We start from the raw sequence: 15,770 nt of genomic DNA on the forward strand, positions 1-15,770 counted from the left end.
GTTGAATAGTGGGTGGTTAAAATTAAGCCACCTGTTGCGCAACACGGCAGATAAAAAATAGCCAAATAGAGTGTGATCTCGCTCTAAACAACTGTTTTTTTGTTATAGGATATCCACAACTGTCACTCCCTTTTGCGGAACTCCTCAAATGAGTAAACCAAACCTTGATACTGAGCAGGGGCTGCTCGAACGTGTTTTTAAACTAAAGCAACACGGTACCACCGCCCGTACTGAGCTGATTGCGGGTATCACCACCTTCCTGACCATGGTCTATATCGTGTTCGTTAACCCACAGATTTTAGGGGTTGCGGGGATGGATGTGCAGGCCGTGTTTGTCACCACCTGTCTGATTGCTGCTTTCGGCAGTATCTTTATGGGCCTATTGGCTAACTTACCGGTCGCTCTGGCACCGGCGATGGGGCTTAATGCTTTCTTCGCTTTTGTGGTGGTTGGCGCGATGGGTATTTCATGGCAAGTCGGCATGGGTGCTATTTTCTGGGGAGCAATCGGTTTCCTTTTGCTCACTATTTTCCGCATCCGTTACTGGATGATAGCTAACATTCCTCTGAGTCTGCGGGTGGGGATAACCAGTGGTATCGGCCTGTTTATTGCCATGATGGGGCTGAAAAATGCCGGCATCGTGGTCGCCAATCCGGATACTTTAGTCGCGGTCGGGAATCTGACCTCTCACAGCGTGCTGTTGGGAGCATTGGGCTTCTTTATCATTGCGATTCTGGCATCACGCAATATTCATGCTGCGGTGCTGGTGTCGATTGTCGTGACGACGTTAATCGGCTGGGCGCTGGGTGATGTGCATTACTCTGGCATTTTCTCCATGCCGCCCAGTGTGACTTCCGTGGTTGGGCAGGTCGATTTAGCCGGTGCGCTGAATATTGGTATGGCGGGGATCATATTCTCCTTCATGCTGGTTAACCTGTTTGATTCATCCGGTACATTGATTGGTGTGACGGATAAAGCCGGTTTAACTGACCATAAAGGGAAGTTCCCGCGCATGAAACAAGCGCTGTATGTGGACAGTATCAGTTCTGTTGCTGGTGCGTTTATTGGTACGTCGTCAGTGACGGCTTATATTGAAAGCTCCTCCGGGGTTTCTGTCGGTGGCCGTACCGGCTTAACCGCCGTGGTGGTCGGGATCCTCTTCCTGTTGGTGATATTTATTTCTCCACTGGCTGGAATGGTACCTGCCTATGCAGCGGCGGGCGCATTGATTTATGTGGGCGTGCTGATGACATCCAGCTTGTCCCGTGTGAAATGGGATGACTTGACCGAAGCGGTTCCAGCATTTGTCACCGCAGTGATGATGCCGTTTAGCTTCTCAATTACTGAAGGGATTGCGCTGGGCTTTATTTCTTACTGCCTGATGAAGTTAGGTACCGGTCGCTGGCGTGAGATCAGCCCATGCGTGGTAGTGGTTGCGCTACTGTTTGTGCTGAAAATTGCGTTTGTTGATCACTGATAATTTATGATTAGTTACTGATTTTGAACACGCCCCCATATTCGACACCGAGGGTGGGGGCGTAGTATTTATAATCTTATGACTTCAATTGAGCGCTAATTTGCTCCAGTGCTTTTGTGGCACATTGCGCATCCAGATGCCCGCCGGGCGCACCAGCAACACCAATCGCACCAACCACTTCATCCCCAGCTTTCACCGGTACACCGCCACCTAAGAGTAAGAAACCGGGAATATCTTTCAGGTTATTGGCCGCGGGTGTTTTCTGACTGTTTTCCATAACTGTCCCACTTGGGGTTTTGGTCGACAGCGCAGTAAAGGCTTTTTGCTCACTGGCTTTTACGGTATGTGGGCCAGCATTATCAGCACGCAACACAGTCTTGATGATGCCAGCGCGATCCACGACGGTGACCGCGACGTTATAGCCATCAGCTTGGCAAACGGCGAGGGTACGGTTGGCTACATCAGTGGCCAGTGCCAAAGAAATATTACGTTCAGTATTCAGACCCGCAGCAGAGGCTTGAGTTATCAGGCCGATGAATAAGGCAGAAGTCAGGGCAATAGGCTTGATCATATAAAATCCTTATTGTTAGCGAAGTGAATTCCTCACAGTAAAGCTATCCTACGGCGAAAAGTGGTGAAAAAACATTCGGCTAACTACCCGTTTTACTAGGTACTTCTACCTATCCCCTGCGCACTTGACGCCGCAGGGGTGTTAGCTGCGTTCGCGTACCCGAATCACTTACTTATGTAAGCTCATCGGGATGAGTTCACTGGCTGCCTACCTGCAACACCAATTACTTTGGGTATATTATTGGTAGGATATATGAGTAGTGATGAATAAGTGATGCCAGCGAGTTGACCTCTAATTTGGTAATGATATTGGCGCGGTGGGCCTCGACGGTTCGCGGAGATATCGACAAGATATGGGCGACCTGTTTACTGGTTTCCCCTTGAATAATCAGGGTGGCGACTTCCCGCTCTCGAGCAGAGAGTTGGTTGAATAACTGTTGATAGCTTGCCTGCTGCTTATAAGCTATCAGTGCCTGTTCATGTTGATCCAGCGCCATGCTGATGGTTTCGATCAATACATCGGCATCAATTGGTTTGGTCAAAAATTCCAGCGCCCCGCCTTTAAAGGCCCGGCGACACAATTCAACATTGCCATGCCCCGTCATAATGATGACCGGGAGGGAGCTATCACGCTCTTGAATGGTTTCTAAGATTGTCATGCCACTTTTACCCGGCATGCGAATGTCCAGCAGCACACAACTCGGCTGGGTAACCGTCAGATTATCGAGGAATATCTGGCCGTTACTGAACGCCTTAACCTCCCAGCCCATGGTCGAGAGTAACGCGGACAACGCAGCACGAACACCCTCATCATCATCAATCAGATAAATGTGTTTTGTCATGTGTACTCCCGGTCATCAGAGGAAAAATCAAGATAAAGCAAGCGCCGCCATGTTCATTGTTTCTCGCTTTTATGTCGCCACCCATACGCTGTACCAATGTTTCACACAGGGTTAGCCCTAATCCCAGCCCGCTCTCTCGGGTGGTATAGAAGGGGCTAAATAAATTGTCTAATTGCTGATGATTTAGCCCTGGGCCATTATCCTCAATCTGAATAATGTATTGTTTTGGCGTAAATTTTATGGTGAAAGTGATTGTTGGGGCCGGCATTTGTTGGATAGCCTGAATGGCATTACTGAGCAAATTATGAAAAACCTGTTCCAGCCATAAAGGGTCACTTTGGAGTGTGGGCAGATTGGCGGGAATAATATTGATGATTTTCACATTCGCCGCAGTTATTTCTTGGCTCAATAACACATTAACTCGCCGCCAGATATCAGCCACCACGACTGGCTGTAAATTTATCTGCCCACGGCTGAGTAAGGTTCGCAGCCGATCGAGCAAAGCAGCAATGCGCTTGATTTGCTCGACAGAGGCCACCAGCAATGGAGCGACTTTCTCATCTTGCGGCGGTAACAGCCGTAGGGCGGTTTGGTTATAGGTCAATGTCGCGGTAAGCGGCTGGTTTAATTCATGGGCGATACCGGTGGCGATTTCCCCCATGGCATTGAGCCTGGCTTGGTCAGCAAATTTGGCGCGCTGGTCAGCATGTAAACGGTGCTGAGCCAATTGTTGCCAGCGGTGCCAACTGTATAAGGCGGCGGCTGTTATCAGCGAAAGCAGCAGGGCGGTGAACCAGGGTAAATCACGCCAAACCGGGGTGGCATGACTTATTAACGTGAAAGATTGCGCCCCTTCGCCCACCGGTTTTTGCCACTGCCAGAAACTTTCAGGTGCCGAATGACCCAAAATCGCGAGTTGATGCTGCTGATAGCGCAATATCAAGCTGTCAAAATGAGGCGGTAAGCCCACTATTTGCAGTAATTTCTGAGCATTAACCTGCAAACCACTGCCGTTGTATGAGTTAGCCAACCGGTAATCTCCCTCCTGAATATGCAAGGTAAGTTGGCCGGGTTGAGATGGGTCTGCCGGTGTTTGATTGATTGCGACTAACTGTGGGAAATGGCGTTGTAATTGCACCAGTTGAGCCGGTTCCAGAGCCAAAAATAAAATTGCCTGCTGCTGGGCCAATTGTTGGCTTAGTTCGCGGTGAATGATGCGAAACTCTGCTTCTCGCTCGGTTTGTTGCGTATTCAGCCCATACCAGCCTAGCCAGAGAGTAGATATCAGGGTCAGGAGAAGCCAGACAGTGATTTTAACGGCCATGGGTGAGTAGCATCCGCAAAGATAAAGTGGCTATTGATAACATGGGGCGCGATACGGAGAAACCCCCCCAATACCGCAGGCTATGGGGGTTCTGTAACCATAGAGGGTTATTTCACCCGAACACGCTCAATGTAAGTGGCAAATGCAGCAAGCTGTTTGGCCAGAAAATCCAGTGTTCCCTGATCCGTCAGCTCTTTGGTTTGTTCATCGACTTTGCTTTGAATCACACCGCCCATAAATTCAGGCTTATTCATTACCATCGCATCAAGGAAAACCAAAATTTGGCGCAAATGATACTGGCAGCGCGCGCCACCAATTGGCCCCATGGAGCTGGTCTGAATCGCCACTGGTTTGTTAGCCAGCGGTTGGTTAGGTAAACGGGATAGCCAGTCGATGGCGTTTTTCAACCCACCTGGGACTGAATAGTTATATTCCGGTGTCACGATAATCAGCCCATCGGCCTGACGAATCTGCTCAGCAATGGCCTCAATCGTGGTTGGGAATCCCTCTTCCTGTTGTACATCGGTGTCATAAAGTGGAATGTCGCGAATAGCAGGCAGTGCTTCAATGGTCACACCGGTTGGTGCTAATTTTGGCAGCGCACGCGCCACCATGGCATTGTAGGAACCATTACGCAGGCTACCCAAGAGGGTAACAATTTTAAGGGGTTGCTGTGACATGAATTACTCCCGTTCGGTTAATGTGTAACGCTATTCCACCACCAGAGTAGGACAAACTTGAGTGACGTGCTACTCCTTAAAATTTAACTTAAATTAGTGTCATCTGCGGATTTGTTACATTGAAATTGTGATCGGAGGAGAGGAACAGAGAAATTGCCTGTTGCTGTTCTCAAGTCTATGCATGAAGTGCCGTTAATAGATCTAGAGCTATCCAACTCTCTTACATTGAGCGACACGATAATGCTAAAAACCACTCAAGCCCGATTTACCTTACTCGTTAGTGCGTTTTTCATTTTTTTACTGATAATCACTGTGGTGGTTATTCAGCTTTTTATAACACCACAACTCAAACAATCTGAAAGCACCATTGTTGGCAACAGTGTTAACCAAATCGCCACGGCAATAACGGCGCAAATGAATAAAGTGGAAGCACAAGCCCGCAGTATTACGCAGGCTGTTGCCATCATGGACAGTAATACTATTGACCAATTATTGCCGGGGTTAGTGGATCAATACGGTGACAGTAATGTCTTTGGTGGTGGGATTTGGCCATTACCCAATAAACGCGAGCAAGGGGTGATTAAATTCAGCACTTTCTTTGCCCGTAATGGGGAAAATAAATTAACAGTTAATACTCATTGGAACTCGCCAGAGTCGCAAAATTATTTTGAACAACCCTGGTACAAAGATGGCTTAAATGCCCCGAAAGGCTTCTGCGCTTGGGCTAAAGCCTATCAGGACGATGCCAGCCCGCAACCAAGAACCAACTGCGCAATGGCGATTTATAAAGGTGACGAGATCTATGGTGTTTCTACCATTGACGTCACTTTAGGTTTCTTTAATCGCCTGGTTAAAGAGATGGAACAGAAGGTCAATGGCACCATTCTGATTGTCGAAGCTGATGGCAAGATTGTGGGGAGCAGCGCCCTGACGGATGGTAAAGCAGAATTAAAAAATCTGTCAGATTTTGCCAGCAGTTCGCCGATGGCGGCAGAAACTCTGCGATTATTGCCGCAAATGAAAGACCAGAAATTACTGGAAAATGAATTTGACGTCGATGGCACCTCTCACACTCTGTTTATCCGCCCCATCGCCAATAGCCCGTGGTACTTGGTCACTGACCTGCCCACCAGTTTATTGGTCAAGCAGAGCCACAGCATTTTGCTGCATCTGGGGTTAGTGCAGATTCCTATCATGTTGTTATTGCTGTTGTTCCTGGTATTTTCTATCCGCGTCTTTATGAAACGGCTGGCGGTGTTGAAGCAGAATATCACGGCATTATCCGCGGGTGGCGCTGATTTAACCCAGCGTTTACCACAAAGCAGTAGCCCGGAATTCAATGCTATTAACCAGAGTTTCAACGATTTTATCGACTATTTGCAGCAAATGATGCGCAAAGTCGGCGAAAGCAGTTTGGCTATCGCGTCGGCATCGCGCCAAATTGCCAGCGGCAATCTGGATTTATCCGCTCGTACTGAAGATCAAGCCAGCTCCATTGAAGAGACTGCGGCTTCAATGGATGAACTGACCAGTACCGTGAAACAAAATGCGGATAACGCTAGCCATGCCAACAAATTGGCAATGGATGCTTCCACAGTGGCGGTGAAAGGCGGCACCGTGGTGAAGAAAGTGGTGGACACCATGGGGTCAATCAACCATTCGTCGAAGAAAATCGTCGATATTATCAGTGTGATTGACAGCATTGCTTTCCAAACTAATATTTTGGCATTGAATGCGGCGGTAGAAGCCGCGAGAGCCGGTGAGCAGGGGCGTGGCTTTGCTGTAGTGGCCTCTGAAGTGCGTAATCTGGCGCAGCGTTCGGCCACTTCTGCCCGCGAAATTAAAAAGCTGATTGAAGACTCGGTGTCTGATATCACGATTGGTACTCGTCTGGTGGCGGATGCGGGCACGACAATGGATGACCTGATGAGCGGGGTTTCCAATGTGGCGTCATTAATGAATGAAATAATGTCATCCAGCCAAGAGCAAAGCTTGGGTATTGAGCAGGTTAATCTCGCGATTAATCAGCTAGATAACTCAACGCAGCAAAATGCGGCGCTGGTGGAACAAGTGGCGGCAGCGGCTCAAGCTATGCAGGATCAAACCGTGCAGTTGGAAAGTGTGATTAGCGGCTTTAAGGTTTAATCTTATACCCGTCATACTTCAAGCTGCATGTGTGTTGGCTACGCTCATTCATCCCGAATTATTTAGGGTATATATCGCGGTTATGCCAAAAAAATTAACCCCTTTTGCTAGCCGAAAGGGGTTTTTTATCACTCACGGCGAATTTTACTGGCAAATAAATTACCCAGTGATTGGATTAACTGCACGGTGATAATTAATACAATCGCGGTAGTGACTGTGACAAAAGTATCAAAGCGCTGGTAGCCATAAGTAATGGCTAAATCACCAATCCCGCCGCCGCCGACGGTACCCGCCATGGCGGTCGCGCCAATCAAACCAATGGTAGCGGTGGTCAGCGCCAATATTAAAGATGACAGGGCCTCGGGCAGTAAGAAATACCAAATGGCTTGTAGCGGTGTTGCTCCCATCGATTTCGCTGCTTCCAAAATTCCGGGATTAACGTCCAGCAGGGAGTTCTCCACCAAGCGGCCAATATAGGGCGCGATAAAAATAATCAGCGGCACAATAGCCCCCGGAGTTCCTATGGTGGTGTTCACAATGAGGCGGGTGAGCGGGATAATCGCGACCATCAGAATAATAAATGGCAATGATCGGATGATATTGATAACAGGATTAAGAATATTATAAAAAGTTCTATTCTTAATTAATCCACCTGGCCGGGTCACCACCAGTAAAATCCCCAAAGGAATACCAATAAGAGAACCGATCACCAATGAAATACTGACCATAACCAGAGTATCGTGTAGCGCCTGGATAAATTGGTCTAATGTAATTGCGGTTTCGATCATCAATTTATTTCCTGTATATCAATCCCTGTTCCCGCCAGATAATTAACGGCGCTATCAATGGTGTGATTCTCGCCGGTTAATAGCAGCACCATATGGCCCAATGTGGTGTCTTGTATCTCTGACATGTTGGCAAACAGAATATTGACGCCAATATCATATTGCCTGATGAGTTGGTTAATCACCGGCTGTGTGGCTATTGCCCCGATAAACGCCAGACGGAATTGACGACCTGCATGGCTGTTATCCAATAGCTTTTTCACACTCTCGGGCAAGCTGTCTTTGATGACGGTACGAACAAAGTTAATCGTCGTGGGGTGGGTTGGATGACCAAAAACAGTTAATACTGAACCTTGTTCAATAATTTGGCCGTTTTCCATGACCGCCACTTTATTACAGATCTTTTGAATGACTGACATTTCATGGGTAATCAGCAACACCGTAATATTGTATTGCTGATTAATTTTCTTCAGTAATAATAAAATTTGAGCCGTGGTTTGCGGGTCGAGTGATGATGTCGCTTCATCACACAGCAAAATAGAGGGGTTGGTTGCCAGCGCCCTTGCAATTCCCACCCGCTGTTTTTGTCCGCCGGATAACTCATTCGGAAAACTGTGACTTTTATCTCCCAGCCCGACAAAAGCTAGCAGCTCCGCAACACGTTCCTGAATGAATTTCTTATTTTTCCCCAATAAAATAAGTGGCATGGCTACATTTTTAAAAACGGTTTTTGATTCCAATAAATTAAAGTTTTGGAATATCATACCAATATCTTTTTTCAGTAACCGGAGTTGCTCATGGCTAAAATCATGCAGGTTCTTGCCGTCAATAATGACATTTCCGACAGTTGGGCTTTCCAGTGAATTAACCATGCGTAATAGGGTGCTTTTCCCCGCGCCACTGTAGCCGATGATGCCAAATATATCACCATCCTCGACGGTTAAATTGACATCATTAAGAGCCTGTAGTTTGATACCTTTACGCTCAAACGTCTTGGAAATATGCTGAAGCTCAATCATCTGTTATTCCATTAGTTTAGATAATCAGGCAGCATATAACCGGTGTATTTTTCGTTACCCAGAATGTATTTTTTAAATTCAGGGGAGTGATATCCCGCAATAATATCTTTGGCAAACTCGGCGTCTTTATTCTTACCGGCAACGGTCACCACATTGACAAACTGAGCGGTAGGTTTTTCAAGTTGCAGGGCTGAAGTGAGTTTTATGCCATTAGAAACAGCAAAGTTACCTTGGATAGCACCATAGTCAACATCAGGCAATGCTCTGACTTGCTGTGCGTTATCCATTTCTTTAATCACCAAATGATACGGATTTTCTGCAATGTCTTTTTGCGAAAAAGTGGCTGGATCAATTTTTTCTTTCAGCTTTATCCAGCCAATAGATTGCAGTAAAAGCGCGGCTCGGTATTCATTTGAGGGCTGATTCGGGACTGAAATCCATGCGCCATCTTTGGGTTTGTCTTCTGTATTGTGCTTATTAGAATAGAGGCCCATTGGGGGCGTGGGGACTTGTACAATTCCTGTATTATCAATGCGTAATCGGTCATTTATAGCTTGCAGATAAACTGGGTGTTGCATGATGTTGCCATCAATTTCACCGGTGCTGACTGCATTATTGACCTGGATTCCATCATTGAAATCTTTATATTCAATCTTGTAGCCTTTACTTATTAGATAAGGCGCTACGCCTTTCTCAAATTGCTCTTTATAAGGGCCAGGATTAAATCCTAACTTAATGATTTTCTTCTCCTCACTATGGGCATTCAGTGAGGTTAAAATAATTAAACTAAATAAGGATATTGCCAGCGAACGCATTCTCATCATCATTTCCCTGTGGAATAAATATTAATTCAGACTCTAAAGAGGAATTTATTCACAAGGTTGCAGGCTATTGAGTGATCCGTAAACGAAGAATATAAACTTAACTTATCTATTATCGATATATAGGATAATAATATGGGTCTATCAGGAGGGGAGATGTTAATGAGTGAATAATCAACCCGCTGTACGGCGCACAGCGGGTTGTCTGGATTAGCCCTGAATCAGATTAGGGATTTTCACATCAGGATTAACATCGGCTTCATAGTCAACACCGTCAACCGCGAAACCAAACAGATTTAAGAACTCGGTCTTATAGCCGATAAAATCAGTCAATTGGTCAATATTGTCGTTGGTGACTTGATCCCACAACTGCTTAACCTGACTTTGCACTTCAGGAGCCAGTTCTTTGTAATCAGCACGTAGGCGGCCATCTTGGTCCAAGTGCGGCGTGTTGCCACACAAGCTGTCTTTATACAGCGCATAAACCTGCTCGATACAGCCCTCATGAGTGCCTTTCTCTTTCATCACTTTGAATAATAGCGATAAATACAGTGGCATCATTGGAATCGCAGAGCTGGCCTGAGTCACAACTGCTTTCAGCACAGAAACACGGGCATCACCGCCGCCGTGGGCAGACAAGCTATCGCGGATCGCCAGAACTTTTTGGTCCAAGTCCTTCTTGGCCGCGCCAATAGAGCCATTCCAATAGATATCATGAGTGATTTTTTCACCCAGATAGGTGAACGCGGTCGTTTGTGCGCCTTCAGCCAACACACCCGCTTCCAGCAGCGCATCAATCCACATCTGCCAGTCTTCGCCGCCCATGACGGCGACCGTGTTGTCGATTTCTTCTTGAGTGGCCGGTTGCAACACGGCTTCTTTGATAACTTCTTTATCAGTATCAAGGCTACGGAATTTAACTTCATGCCCGATAGGTTTCAGTGTGGAGTTAAACACTTGACCGGTTTTCGGGTGAGTACGACGTGGCGAGGCCAAACTGTAGATAACCTGATCAACCTGACCTAAGTCTTGTTTGATGGTTTCAATGGTCAGGCGCTTAATCTCATCAGAGAAAGCATCGCCATTGATACTCTTTGCGTACAGGCCTTTTTGTTCAGCGAATTTGTGGAATGCGGCGCTGTTGTACCAACCAGAGGTTCCCGGTTTGCCTTCTTCGCCCGGACGCTCAAAGAAAATGCCCAGTGTATCGGCACCACAACCAAATGCTGCTGTAATGCGGGCTGCCAGCCCGTATCCAGTTGACGCACCAATCACTAATACTCGTTTTGGGCCGTTAGCGATTGTGCCTTCTGCTGTGACATAGTCAATTTGCTTTTTGACGTTGGCTTCGCAGCCCGTCGGATGTGCAGTCACACAGATAAAGCCGCGTACACGTGGTTTTATAATCATGGATACCTCAGTTTATGAATAAAGTTAAGTGTTCGAGCCATATTCAGTTCAGATTGATGGGCGATTCAGACTCATAGAGCCAGATTATCAAAATTAGCGATAATCTGCTGCAGCTCTATGGCATCACACTCATTTTCCGATACAAAAACTGGAGAAAATTCGCCCCAGTAAGTCATCTGAGCTAAATTCGCCGGTAATTTCACTCAATGACTGTTGCGCTAAACGCAGTTCCTCCGCCAGTAGTTCACCGGCGTAAGCGCTTACTAACTGTTCATGGCCCTGTACCAAATGCTGTGCAGCAGTTTCCAGCGCTTGTAAATGGCGGCGGCGCGCCAAGAAACCACCTTCAGTGTTGCTGGTAAAGCCCATACTCTGCTTGAGATGGCTGCGCAGCAGGTCAATACCTTCACCGGTACGCGCTGATAAGCGAATAAGTGAGTGACCATTTACTTCGGTTAAACCCAAGGTTTCACCGGTAATGTCAGCTTTGTTACGCACCACGGTGATGGGGAGCGTAGCAGGTAACCGCGCCATAAACTCTGGCCAGATAGCAGCCGGTTCAGTGGCATCCGTGGTGGTTCCATCCACCATAAACAGCACGCGGTCAGCCTGTTCTATCTCATTCCACGCACGTTCGATGCCAATGCGTTCAACTTCATCACTGGCTTCACGTAGGCCTGCGGTATCAATGATATGCAATGGCATCCCATCGATATGAATATGTTCCCGCAATACATCGCGGGTGGTACCTGCGATATCAGTGACAATTGCGGCCTCTCGGCCTGCTAACGCATTGAGTAGACTGGATTTACCGGCGTTTGGGCGGCCAGCAATAACCACTTTCATCCCTTCACGCAATAAACTGCCTTGCCGGGCTTCAGTGCGTACTTGCTCCAGATCTGCCATTACGCCGTTTAACTGGCCTTCAATTTTTCCATCAGACAGGAAATCAATTTCCTCATCAGGAAAGTCAATCGCAGCTTCGACATAGATTCGCAAGTGAGTAAGTGCTTCCACCAATTTGTGGATCCGCACTGAAAATGCGCCTTGTAATGAGTTTACCGCCGAACGCGCAGCTTGTTCTGAACTGGCGTCGATCAAGTCGGCAATCGCTTCTGCTTGGGCTAAATCCAACTTGTCATTTAAGAATGCGCGCTCAGAGAACTCACCCGGGCGGGCAATGCGCAGCCCTGGCAGAGCTAGAATACGTTTTAACAGTAAATCCAGTATAACCGGACCACCGTGACCTTGTAGTTCCAGCACGTCCTCGCCAGTGAAAGAATTCGGGCCGGGGAAGTAAAGAGCGATACCTTGATCCAGCGTGCTGCCATCGACATCTTTAAATGGCAGATAGTCGGCATAGCGTGGCTTGGGTAATTTACCTAAAACCGCCTGTGCGACCACTGTAGCAGCACGACCTGAAACACGTAAAATACCAACGCCACCACGGCCTGGGGGGGTTGCTTGTGCCACGATAGTATCAGTGGTGCTCATGGTTATATCTCTCTTTAACTTATTATTTTTGCACAAGCCTGAAAGTGTTCAGGCTTCTATAAAAAGAATAAGGCGGTCATATTGACCGCCCTTTAATACTTATGACTATCGCTGTGGATTATTTTTTCTTGTCACGGCTGTGTAAGCCGCGTTTTTCCAGACCACGATAAATCAACTGTTGCTGCAGGATGGTCACCAGGTTACTGACAATATAGTACAGTACCAGACCAGCCGGGAACCACAGGAAGAATACAGTGAAGATAACCGGCATGAAGGTCATGATCTTCTGCTGCATCGGGTCAGTCACGGTAGTCGGTGACATCTTCTGAATGAAGTACATGGTGATACCCATCAGAATTGGCAGAATGTAGTACGGGTCTTGTGCTGACAAGTCATGAATCCACAAGATGAATGGCGCATGGCGCAACTCAACGGAACTCATCAACATGTAGTACAACGCCAGGAAGATTGGCATCTGAATGACCAGCGGTAAGCAGCCACCCAGTGGGTTAACTTTCTCAGCTTTGTACAACGCCATCATTTCCTGACTCATACGCTGCTTATCGTCGCCGATACGCTCACGCATGGCAGCCAGTTTAGGCTGTAGCAAACGCATTTTCGCCATCGAGGTATATTGCGCTTTAGTCAGCGGGTACATGATACCGCGCACGATAAAGGTAATAACAATGATGGAGAAGCCCCAGTTACCGACAAAGCTGTGGATGAATTTCAACAGTTTGAACAGTGGCTGAGAAATAAACCATAACCAACCATAATCAACAGTCAGGTCCAGATGTGGCGCGATGGCCGCCATTTTGTCCTGAATTTCCGGGCCAACCCACAAGGTCGCACCCAGTTGTTTCTGCTCACCCGGCTGAATGACTACTGGTGCACCTTTAAAGCCGATAGCAGCCAGACCGTTACCCAAGTCAGCGGAGTAGAAAGTGTTGGTTTCGTTAGCTGCTGGAATCCACGCTGTTGCAAAATACTGCTGCAACATAGCAACCCAACCGCCTTTGGTGGTGATGTCCAGGCTCTTATCTTCGATATCACTAAAGCTATATTTTTTATATTTAGTTTCATCAGAAGAGTAAGCCGCACCACGATAAGTATGCAGTGCGAAGTTATTGCTGCCGGTATCACGGTGTTTAGGTAAGTTGATGCTTTGCTTTAATTGGCCAAACAGCGTCAGCTCCAGCGGGGCAGCAGAGGCGTTTTTAACGTGATAATCCACGCCAATGGCGTAATCGTTACGTTTCAGCACAAACGTCTTGGTGAAGACGGAGCCATCTTTGCCTGTGAAGGTCAATGGAATACGCAGTTCGTCTTGGCCATCAGCTAATACAAAGCTGGTTTGAGGCGCTTCGAATAGTGGGCGTTCACCGTTAGCTGGATTGTCCGGGCCGTTTTTACCTGTCAGGCCACTTTGTGCCTGATAAATGAACGCCGGAGTAGTTTCCAGTAATTCGAAAGTTTTATCTGAACCCAGAGCATCCGGGTAAGCCAGCAGGTTAGCCTGCTCGATGTCACCACCACGGGTATTAATGGTCAGAGACAGCACATCAGTTTTTACAGTAATCAGTTGGCCCTGACCACTGCCTGGCACAGCCTGGCTTGCTTTATCACCGGTAGCAGTATTCGCAGTCTGTTGCGTGGTCTGAGCGGCTGGTTGTGGATTGTTATCCACTTGCCAGGCTTGCCAGATCATGAAAGACACGAACAGCAGAGCGATGAGTAGAAGATTGCGTTGCGAATCCATCGTTAGTGTTCTCTGTTATCGTCGGGTTTCGGCGGCACGGGATCATCGCCACCTGGGTTCAAAGGGTGGCATTTTAATACGCGTTTCAGTGTTAACCAACTGCCTTTTATCATCCCAAACCGGCGCAATGCCTCAATTCCGTAATGAGAACATGTCGGATGGAAACGACAACGCGGCCCCAGCAACGGACTTATCACGAGCTGATAGCCCCTGATTAGCCCGATCAGGATGCGGGAGCCTGGCGACAGTGGCGACGCCATAATTTTTCCAAAGCTTCTGTCAACGCACGGTTATCGAGGTCAGCCACACCTTTTTTCACCAAAACGACAAAATCCATAGACGGTAACGTATGCTGATGCAGCCGGAAGCTTTCGCGGGTTAGGCGCTTTATCCGATTACGTTCATGAGCACGTTTGACATGTTTTTTGGCGACGGTAAGACCGATGCGGGGATGCCCCAGCTCGTTCTGGCGGCCGAGGATGGTGATTTGCGGCGTGCCAGCCCGTTGTGGCTGCTGGAAGACGAACGTAAAATGACTGGGAGTTAACAAACGTAACTCCCTAGGAAATGCTAGCTTAACCATTGAGATGGTTAGCTTTTATTACTTAGAAACAGTCAGACGAGTACGGCTTTTCGCACGACGGCGAGCCAGAACTTGACGACCATTTTTGGTGGCCATACGAGCACGGAAACCGTGGCTACGGTTGCGCTTCAATACGGACGGTTGGAAAGTGCGTTTCATAGCGATTTCTACCTAAACTTAAAATAATTACTGATTCAGTAAACGCGTTTGGCTGCTCGGAGTGAAGACACCGACGCCTCAATCGCAACATATAAAGAAGCGGGATTGTAATAATTGTACAGTCCTGAGTCAATTGACATTGCGCACGCCCGCACAGAAGTTTTCTGTATGGGAGTTTACCAAGAGCCTGTCCGTGTTCACCGCTGGTTTCTTTTTGGCCAAGGCCATCAAGAGAAACAGGCATCACACGTAGGGCTGAGGATTATACGGACTCCCTGATAAATCGCAAGGATCGCGGTGAGATCCTTTGTAGATTAATGAGGATCAGGGTTGGGATAAGGGGAAAGTTATTCCAGTATATTCCGAAAAGCGTCGGGAGCGCGGACGATAAGGGCAGGAAAAGCTGTGCGCTAGGTTACACTCCCAACAGAAGTTATCGCCTGTGGATAAAAAGGATCTAATCTGTGAGGAAGGGGAGGATCTATTGCTCCTTTTGCGCTATGATCCGCCATTCCGATCACATCCACTACTCTGGGATCACTACTCCAGGATCTTGGGGGGATGTTAGTCGTAAAACAACCGAAAAACGGTTCGCATGTCACTTTGGCTTGCTACAGGCCATATAGGCGTGTGTCAAAAACGATGAGTTACAAAAAATCCTGATTTCTTTCTTTTATTGATCTTGTTCGAGTGGAGTCCGCC

At 47.5% G+C, this 15,770-nt stretch carries 15 protein-coding genes; 2 read left to right on the forward strand and 13 right to left on the reverse strand.

Features of this window, described 5'->3' with window-relative positions; all coding sequences use genetic code 11:
• The first annotated feature begins 148 nt into the window (after positions 1-148).
• A complete protein-coding gene (locus OP863_RS19865) occupies positions 149-1,477 on the forward strand; it encodes an NCS2 family permease (RefSeq protein WP_038637709.1) in 1,329 nt (442 codons plus the stop codon).
• 76 nt (positions 1,478-1,553) lie between these two features.
• Here OP863_RS19865 and OP863_RS19870 read toward each other — a convergent pair whose 3' ends face one another.
• From OP863_RS19870 to OP863_RS19885, 4 genes are all read right to left on the reverse strand, one after another.
• Complete coding sequence (locus tag OP863_RS19870) at positions 1,554-2,048, reverse strand: GlcG/HbpS family heme-binding protein (protein WP_038637706.1); 495 nt, start codon at positions 2,046-2,048, stop codon at positions 1,554-1,556.
• A 223-nt stretch (positions 2,049-2,271) separates the two neighbouring features.
• Positions 2,272-2,889 (reverse strand): response regulator transcription factor, encoded by a 618-nt coding sequence (locus OP863_RS19875; RefSeq protein ID WP_038637703.1) that lies wholly within the window; start codon positions 2,887-2,889, stop codon positions 2,272-2,274.
• Positions 2,864-4,213: a sensor histidine kinase gene (locus OP863_RS19880; RefSeq protein WP_265525738.1), complete on the reverse strand. Its 1,350-nt coding sequence runs from the start codon at positions 4,211-4,213 to the stop codon at positions 2,864-2,866. The genes OP863_RS19875 and OP863_RS19880 overlap by 26 nt, the downstream gene beginning before the upstream one ends.
• Before the next feature lie 107 nt (positions 4,214-4,320).
• Positions 4,321-4,893, reverse strand: a complete 573-nt coding sequence (locus OP863_RS19885) for an NADPH-dependent FMN reductase (RefSeq protein WP_265525739.1) — start codon at positions 4,891-4,893, stop codon at positions 4,321-4,323.
• A gap of 240 nt (positions 4,894-5,133) precedes the next feature.
• Here OP863_RS19885 and OP863_RS19890 point away from each other — a divergent pair, with 240 nt between their 5' ends.
• Complete coding sequence (locus OP863_RS19890) at positions 5,134-7,038, forward strand: methyl-accepting chemotaxis protein (RefSeq protein WP_265525740.1); 1,905 nt, start codon at positions 5,134-5,136, stop codon at positions 7,036-7,038.
• Positions 7,039-7,166: 128 nt separating this feature from the next.
• Here OP863_RS19890 and OP863_RS19895 read toward each other — a convergent pair whose 3' ends face one another.
• The 9 genes from OP863_RS19895 to rpmH all read right to left on the reverse strand — a co-directional run bounded on the left by OP863_RS19895 (position 7,167) and on the right by rpmH (position 15,068).
• Positions 7,167-7,826, reverse strand: a complete 660-nt coding sequence (locus tag OP863_RS19895; RefSeq protein ID WP_050113356.1) for a methionine ABC transporter permease — start codon at positions 7,824-7,826, stop codon at positions 7,167-7,169.
• Positions 7,826-8,842 (reverse strand): methionine ABC transporter ATP-binding protein, encoded by a 1,017-nt coding sequence (locus tag OP863_RS19900; RefSeq protein WP_145592001.1) that lies wholly within the window; start codon positions 8,840-8,842, stop codon positions 7,826-7,828. The genes OP863_RS19895 and OP863_RS19900 overlap by 1 nt, the downstream gene beginning before the upstream one ends.
• A gap of 11 nt (positions 8,843-8,853) precedes the next feature.
• Positions 8,854-9,663 carry a MetQ/NlpA family ABC transporter substrate-binding protein gene (locus tag OP863_RS19905; protein ID WP_265526293.1) on the reverse strand — a complete coding sequence of 270 codons (810 nt, stop codon included), beginning with the start codon at positions 9,661-9,663 and terminating at the stop codon, positions 8,854-8,856.
• Positions 9,664-9,873: 210 nt separating this feature from the next.
• The gene (gene fabV / locus OP863_RS19910) at positions 9,874-11,073 is read right to left on the reverse strand and encodes an enoyl-ACP reductase FabV (RefSeq protein ID WP_038637685.1); all 1,200 of its coding nucleotides are present in this window, start codon (positions 11,071-11,073) and stop codon (positions 9,874-9,876) included.
• Positions 11,074-11,202: 129 nt separating this feature from the next.
• Positions 11,203-12,567: a tRNA uridine-5-carboxymethylaminomethyl(34) synthesis GTPase MnmE gene (mnmE, locus tag OP863_RS19915; protein ID WP_145509791.1), complete on the reverse strand. Its 1,365-nt coding sequence runs from the start codon at positions 12,565-12,567 to the stop codon at positions 11,203-11,205.
• Between the two features lie 118 nt (positions 12,568-12,685).
• Complete coding sequence (gene yidC, locus OP863_RS19920) at positions 12,686-14,326, reverse strand: membrane protein insertase YidC (protein ID WP_145589377.1); 1,641 nt, start codon at positions 14,324-14,326, stop codon at positions 12,686-12,688.
• Positions 14,327-14,328: 2 nt separating this feature from the next.
• Positions 14,329-14,586, reverse strand: a complete 258-nt coding sequence (gene yidD / locus OP863_RS19925) for a membrane protein insertion efficiency factor YidD (protein WP_032906726.1) — start codon at positions 14,584-14,586, stop codon at positions 14,329-14,331.
• Entirely contained in the window at positions 14,550-14,909 is a 360-nt protein-coding gene (gene rnpA / locus OP863_RS19930) for a ribonuclease P protein component (RefSeq protein WP_038637673.1), read from the reverse strand. Before rnpA ends, yidD begins: the two co-directional genes overlap by 37 nt.
• An 18-nt stretch (positions 14,910-14,927) precedes the next feature.
• Positions 14,928-15,068, reverse strand: coding sequence for a 50S ribosomal protein L34 (gene rpmH / locus OP863_RS19935; protein WP_004393543.1), 141 nt, complete (start codon positions 15,066-15,068; stop codon positions 14,928-14,930).
• Positions 15,069-15,770: the final 702 nt, after the last annotated feature.

This window comes from Yersinia sp. SCPM-O-B-9106 (C-191), from assembly GCF_026183365.1.
Lineage (GTDB): Bacteria > Pseudomonadota > Gammaproteobacteria > Enterobacterales > Enterobacteriaceae > Yersinia > Yersinia rochesterensis.

What these genes read in the sequence shown, in the direction of transcription:
- OP863_RS19890 (WP_265525740.1), top strand. Translation starts at nt 5,134, where the DNA reads ATGCTAAAAACCACTCAAGCCCGATTTACCTTACTCGTTAGTGCGTTT.
- OP863_RS19885 (WP_265525739.1), bottom strand. Translation starts at nt 4,893, where the DNA reads ATGTCACAGCAACCCCTTAAAATTGTTACCCTCTTGGGTAGCCTGCGT.
- OP863_RS19895 (WP_050113356.1), bottom strand. Translation starts at nt 7,826, where the DNA reads ATGATCGAAACCGCAATTACATTAGACCAATTTATCCAGGCGCTACAC.
- mnmE (WP_145509791.1), bottom strand. Translation starts at nt 12,567, where the DNA reads ATGAGCACCACTGATACTATCGTGGCACAAGCAACCCCCCCAGGCCGT.
- OP863_RS19870 (WP_038637706.1), bottom strand. Translation starts at nt 2,048, where the DNA reads ATGATCAAGCCTATTGCCCTGACTTCTGCCTTATTCATCGGCCTGATA.
- OP863_RS19875 (WP_038637703.1), bottom strand. Translation starts at nt 2,889, where the DNA reads ATGACAAAACACATTTATCTGATTGATGATGATGAGGGTGTTCGTGCT.
- fabV (WP_038637685.1), bottom strand. Translation starts at nt 11,073, where the DNA reads ATGATTATAAAACCACGTGTACGCGGCTTTATCTGTGTGACTGCACAT.
- OP863_RS19880 (WP_265525738.1), bottom strand. Translation starts at nt 4,213, where the DNA reads ATGGCCGTTAAAATCACTGTCTGGCTTCTCCTGACCCTGATATCTACT.
- rnpA (WP_038637673.1), bottom strand. Translation starts at nt 14,909, where the DNA reads ATGGTTAAGCTAGCATTTCCTAGGGAGTTACGTTTGTTAACTCCCAGT.
- yidD (WP_032906726.1), bottom strand. Translation starts at nt 14,586, where the DNA reads ATGGCGTCGCCACTGTCGCCAGGCTCCCGCATCCTGATCGGGCTAATC.
- OP863_RS19900 (WP_145592001.1), bottom strand. Translation starts at nt 8,842, where the DNA reads ATGATTGAGCTTCAGCATATTTCCAAGACGTTTGAGCGTAAAGGTATC.
- rpmH (WP_004393543.1), bottom strand. Translation starts at nt 15,068, where the DNA reads ATGAAACGCACTTTCCAACCGTCCGTATTGAAGCGCAACCGTAGCCAC.
- OP863_RS19865 (WP_038637709.1), top strand. Translation starts at nt 149, where the DNA reads ATGAGTAAACCAAACCTTGATACTGAGCAGGGGCTGCTCGAACGTGTT.
- yidC (WP_145589377.1), bottom strand. Translation starts at nt 14,326, where the DNA reads ATGGATTCGCAACGCAATCTTCTACTCATCGCTCTGCTGTTCGTGTCT.
- OP863_RS19905 (WP_265526293.1), bottom strand. Translation starts at nt 9,663, where the DNA reads ATGAGAATGCGTTCGCTGGCAATATCCTTATTTAGTTTAATTATTTTA.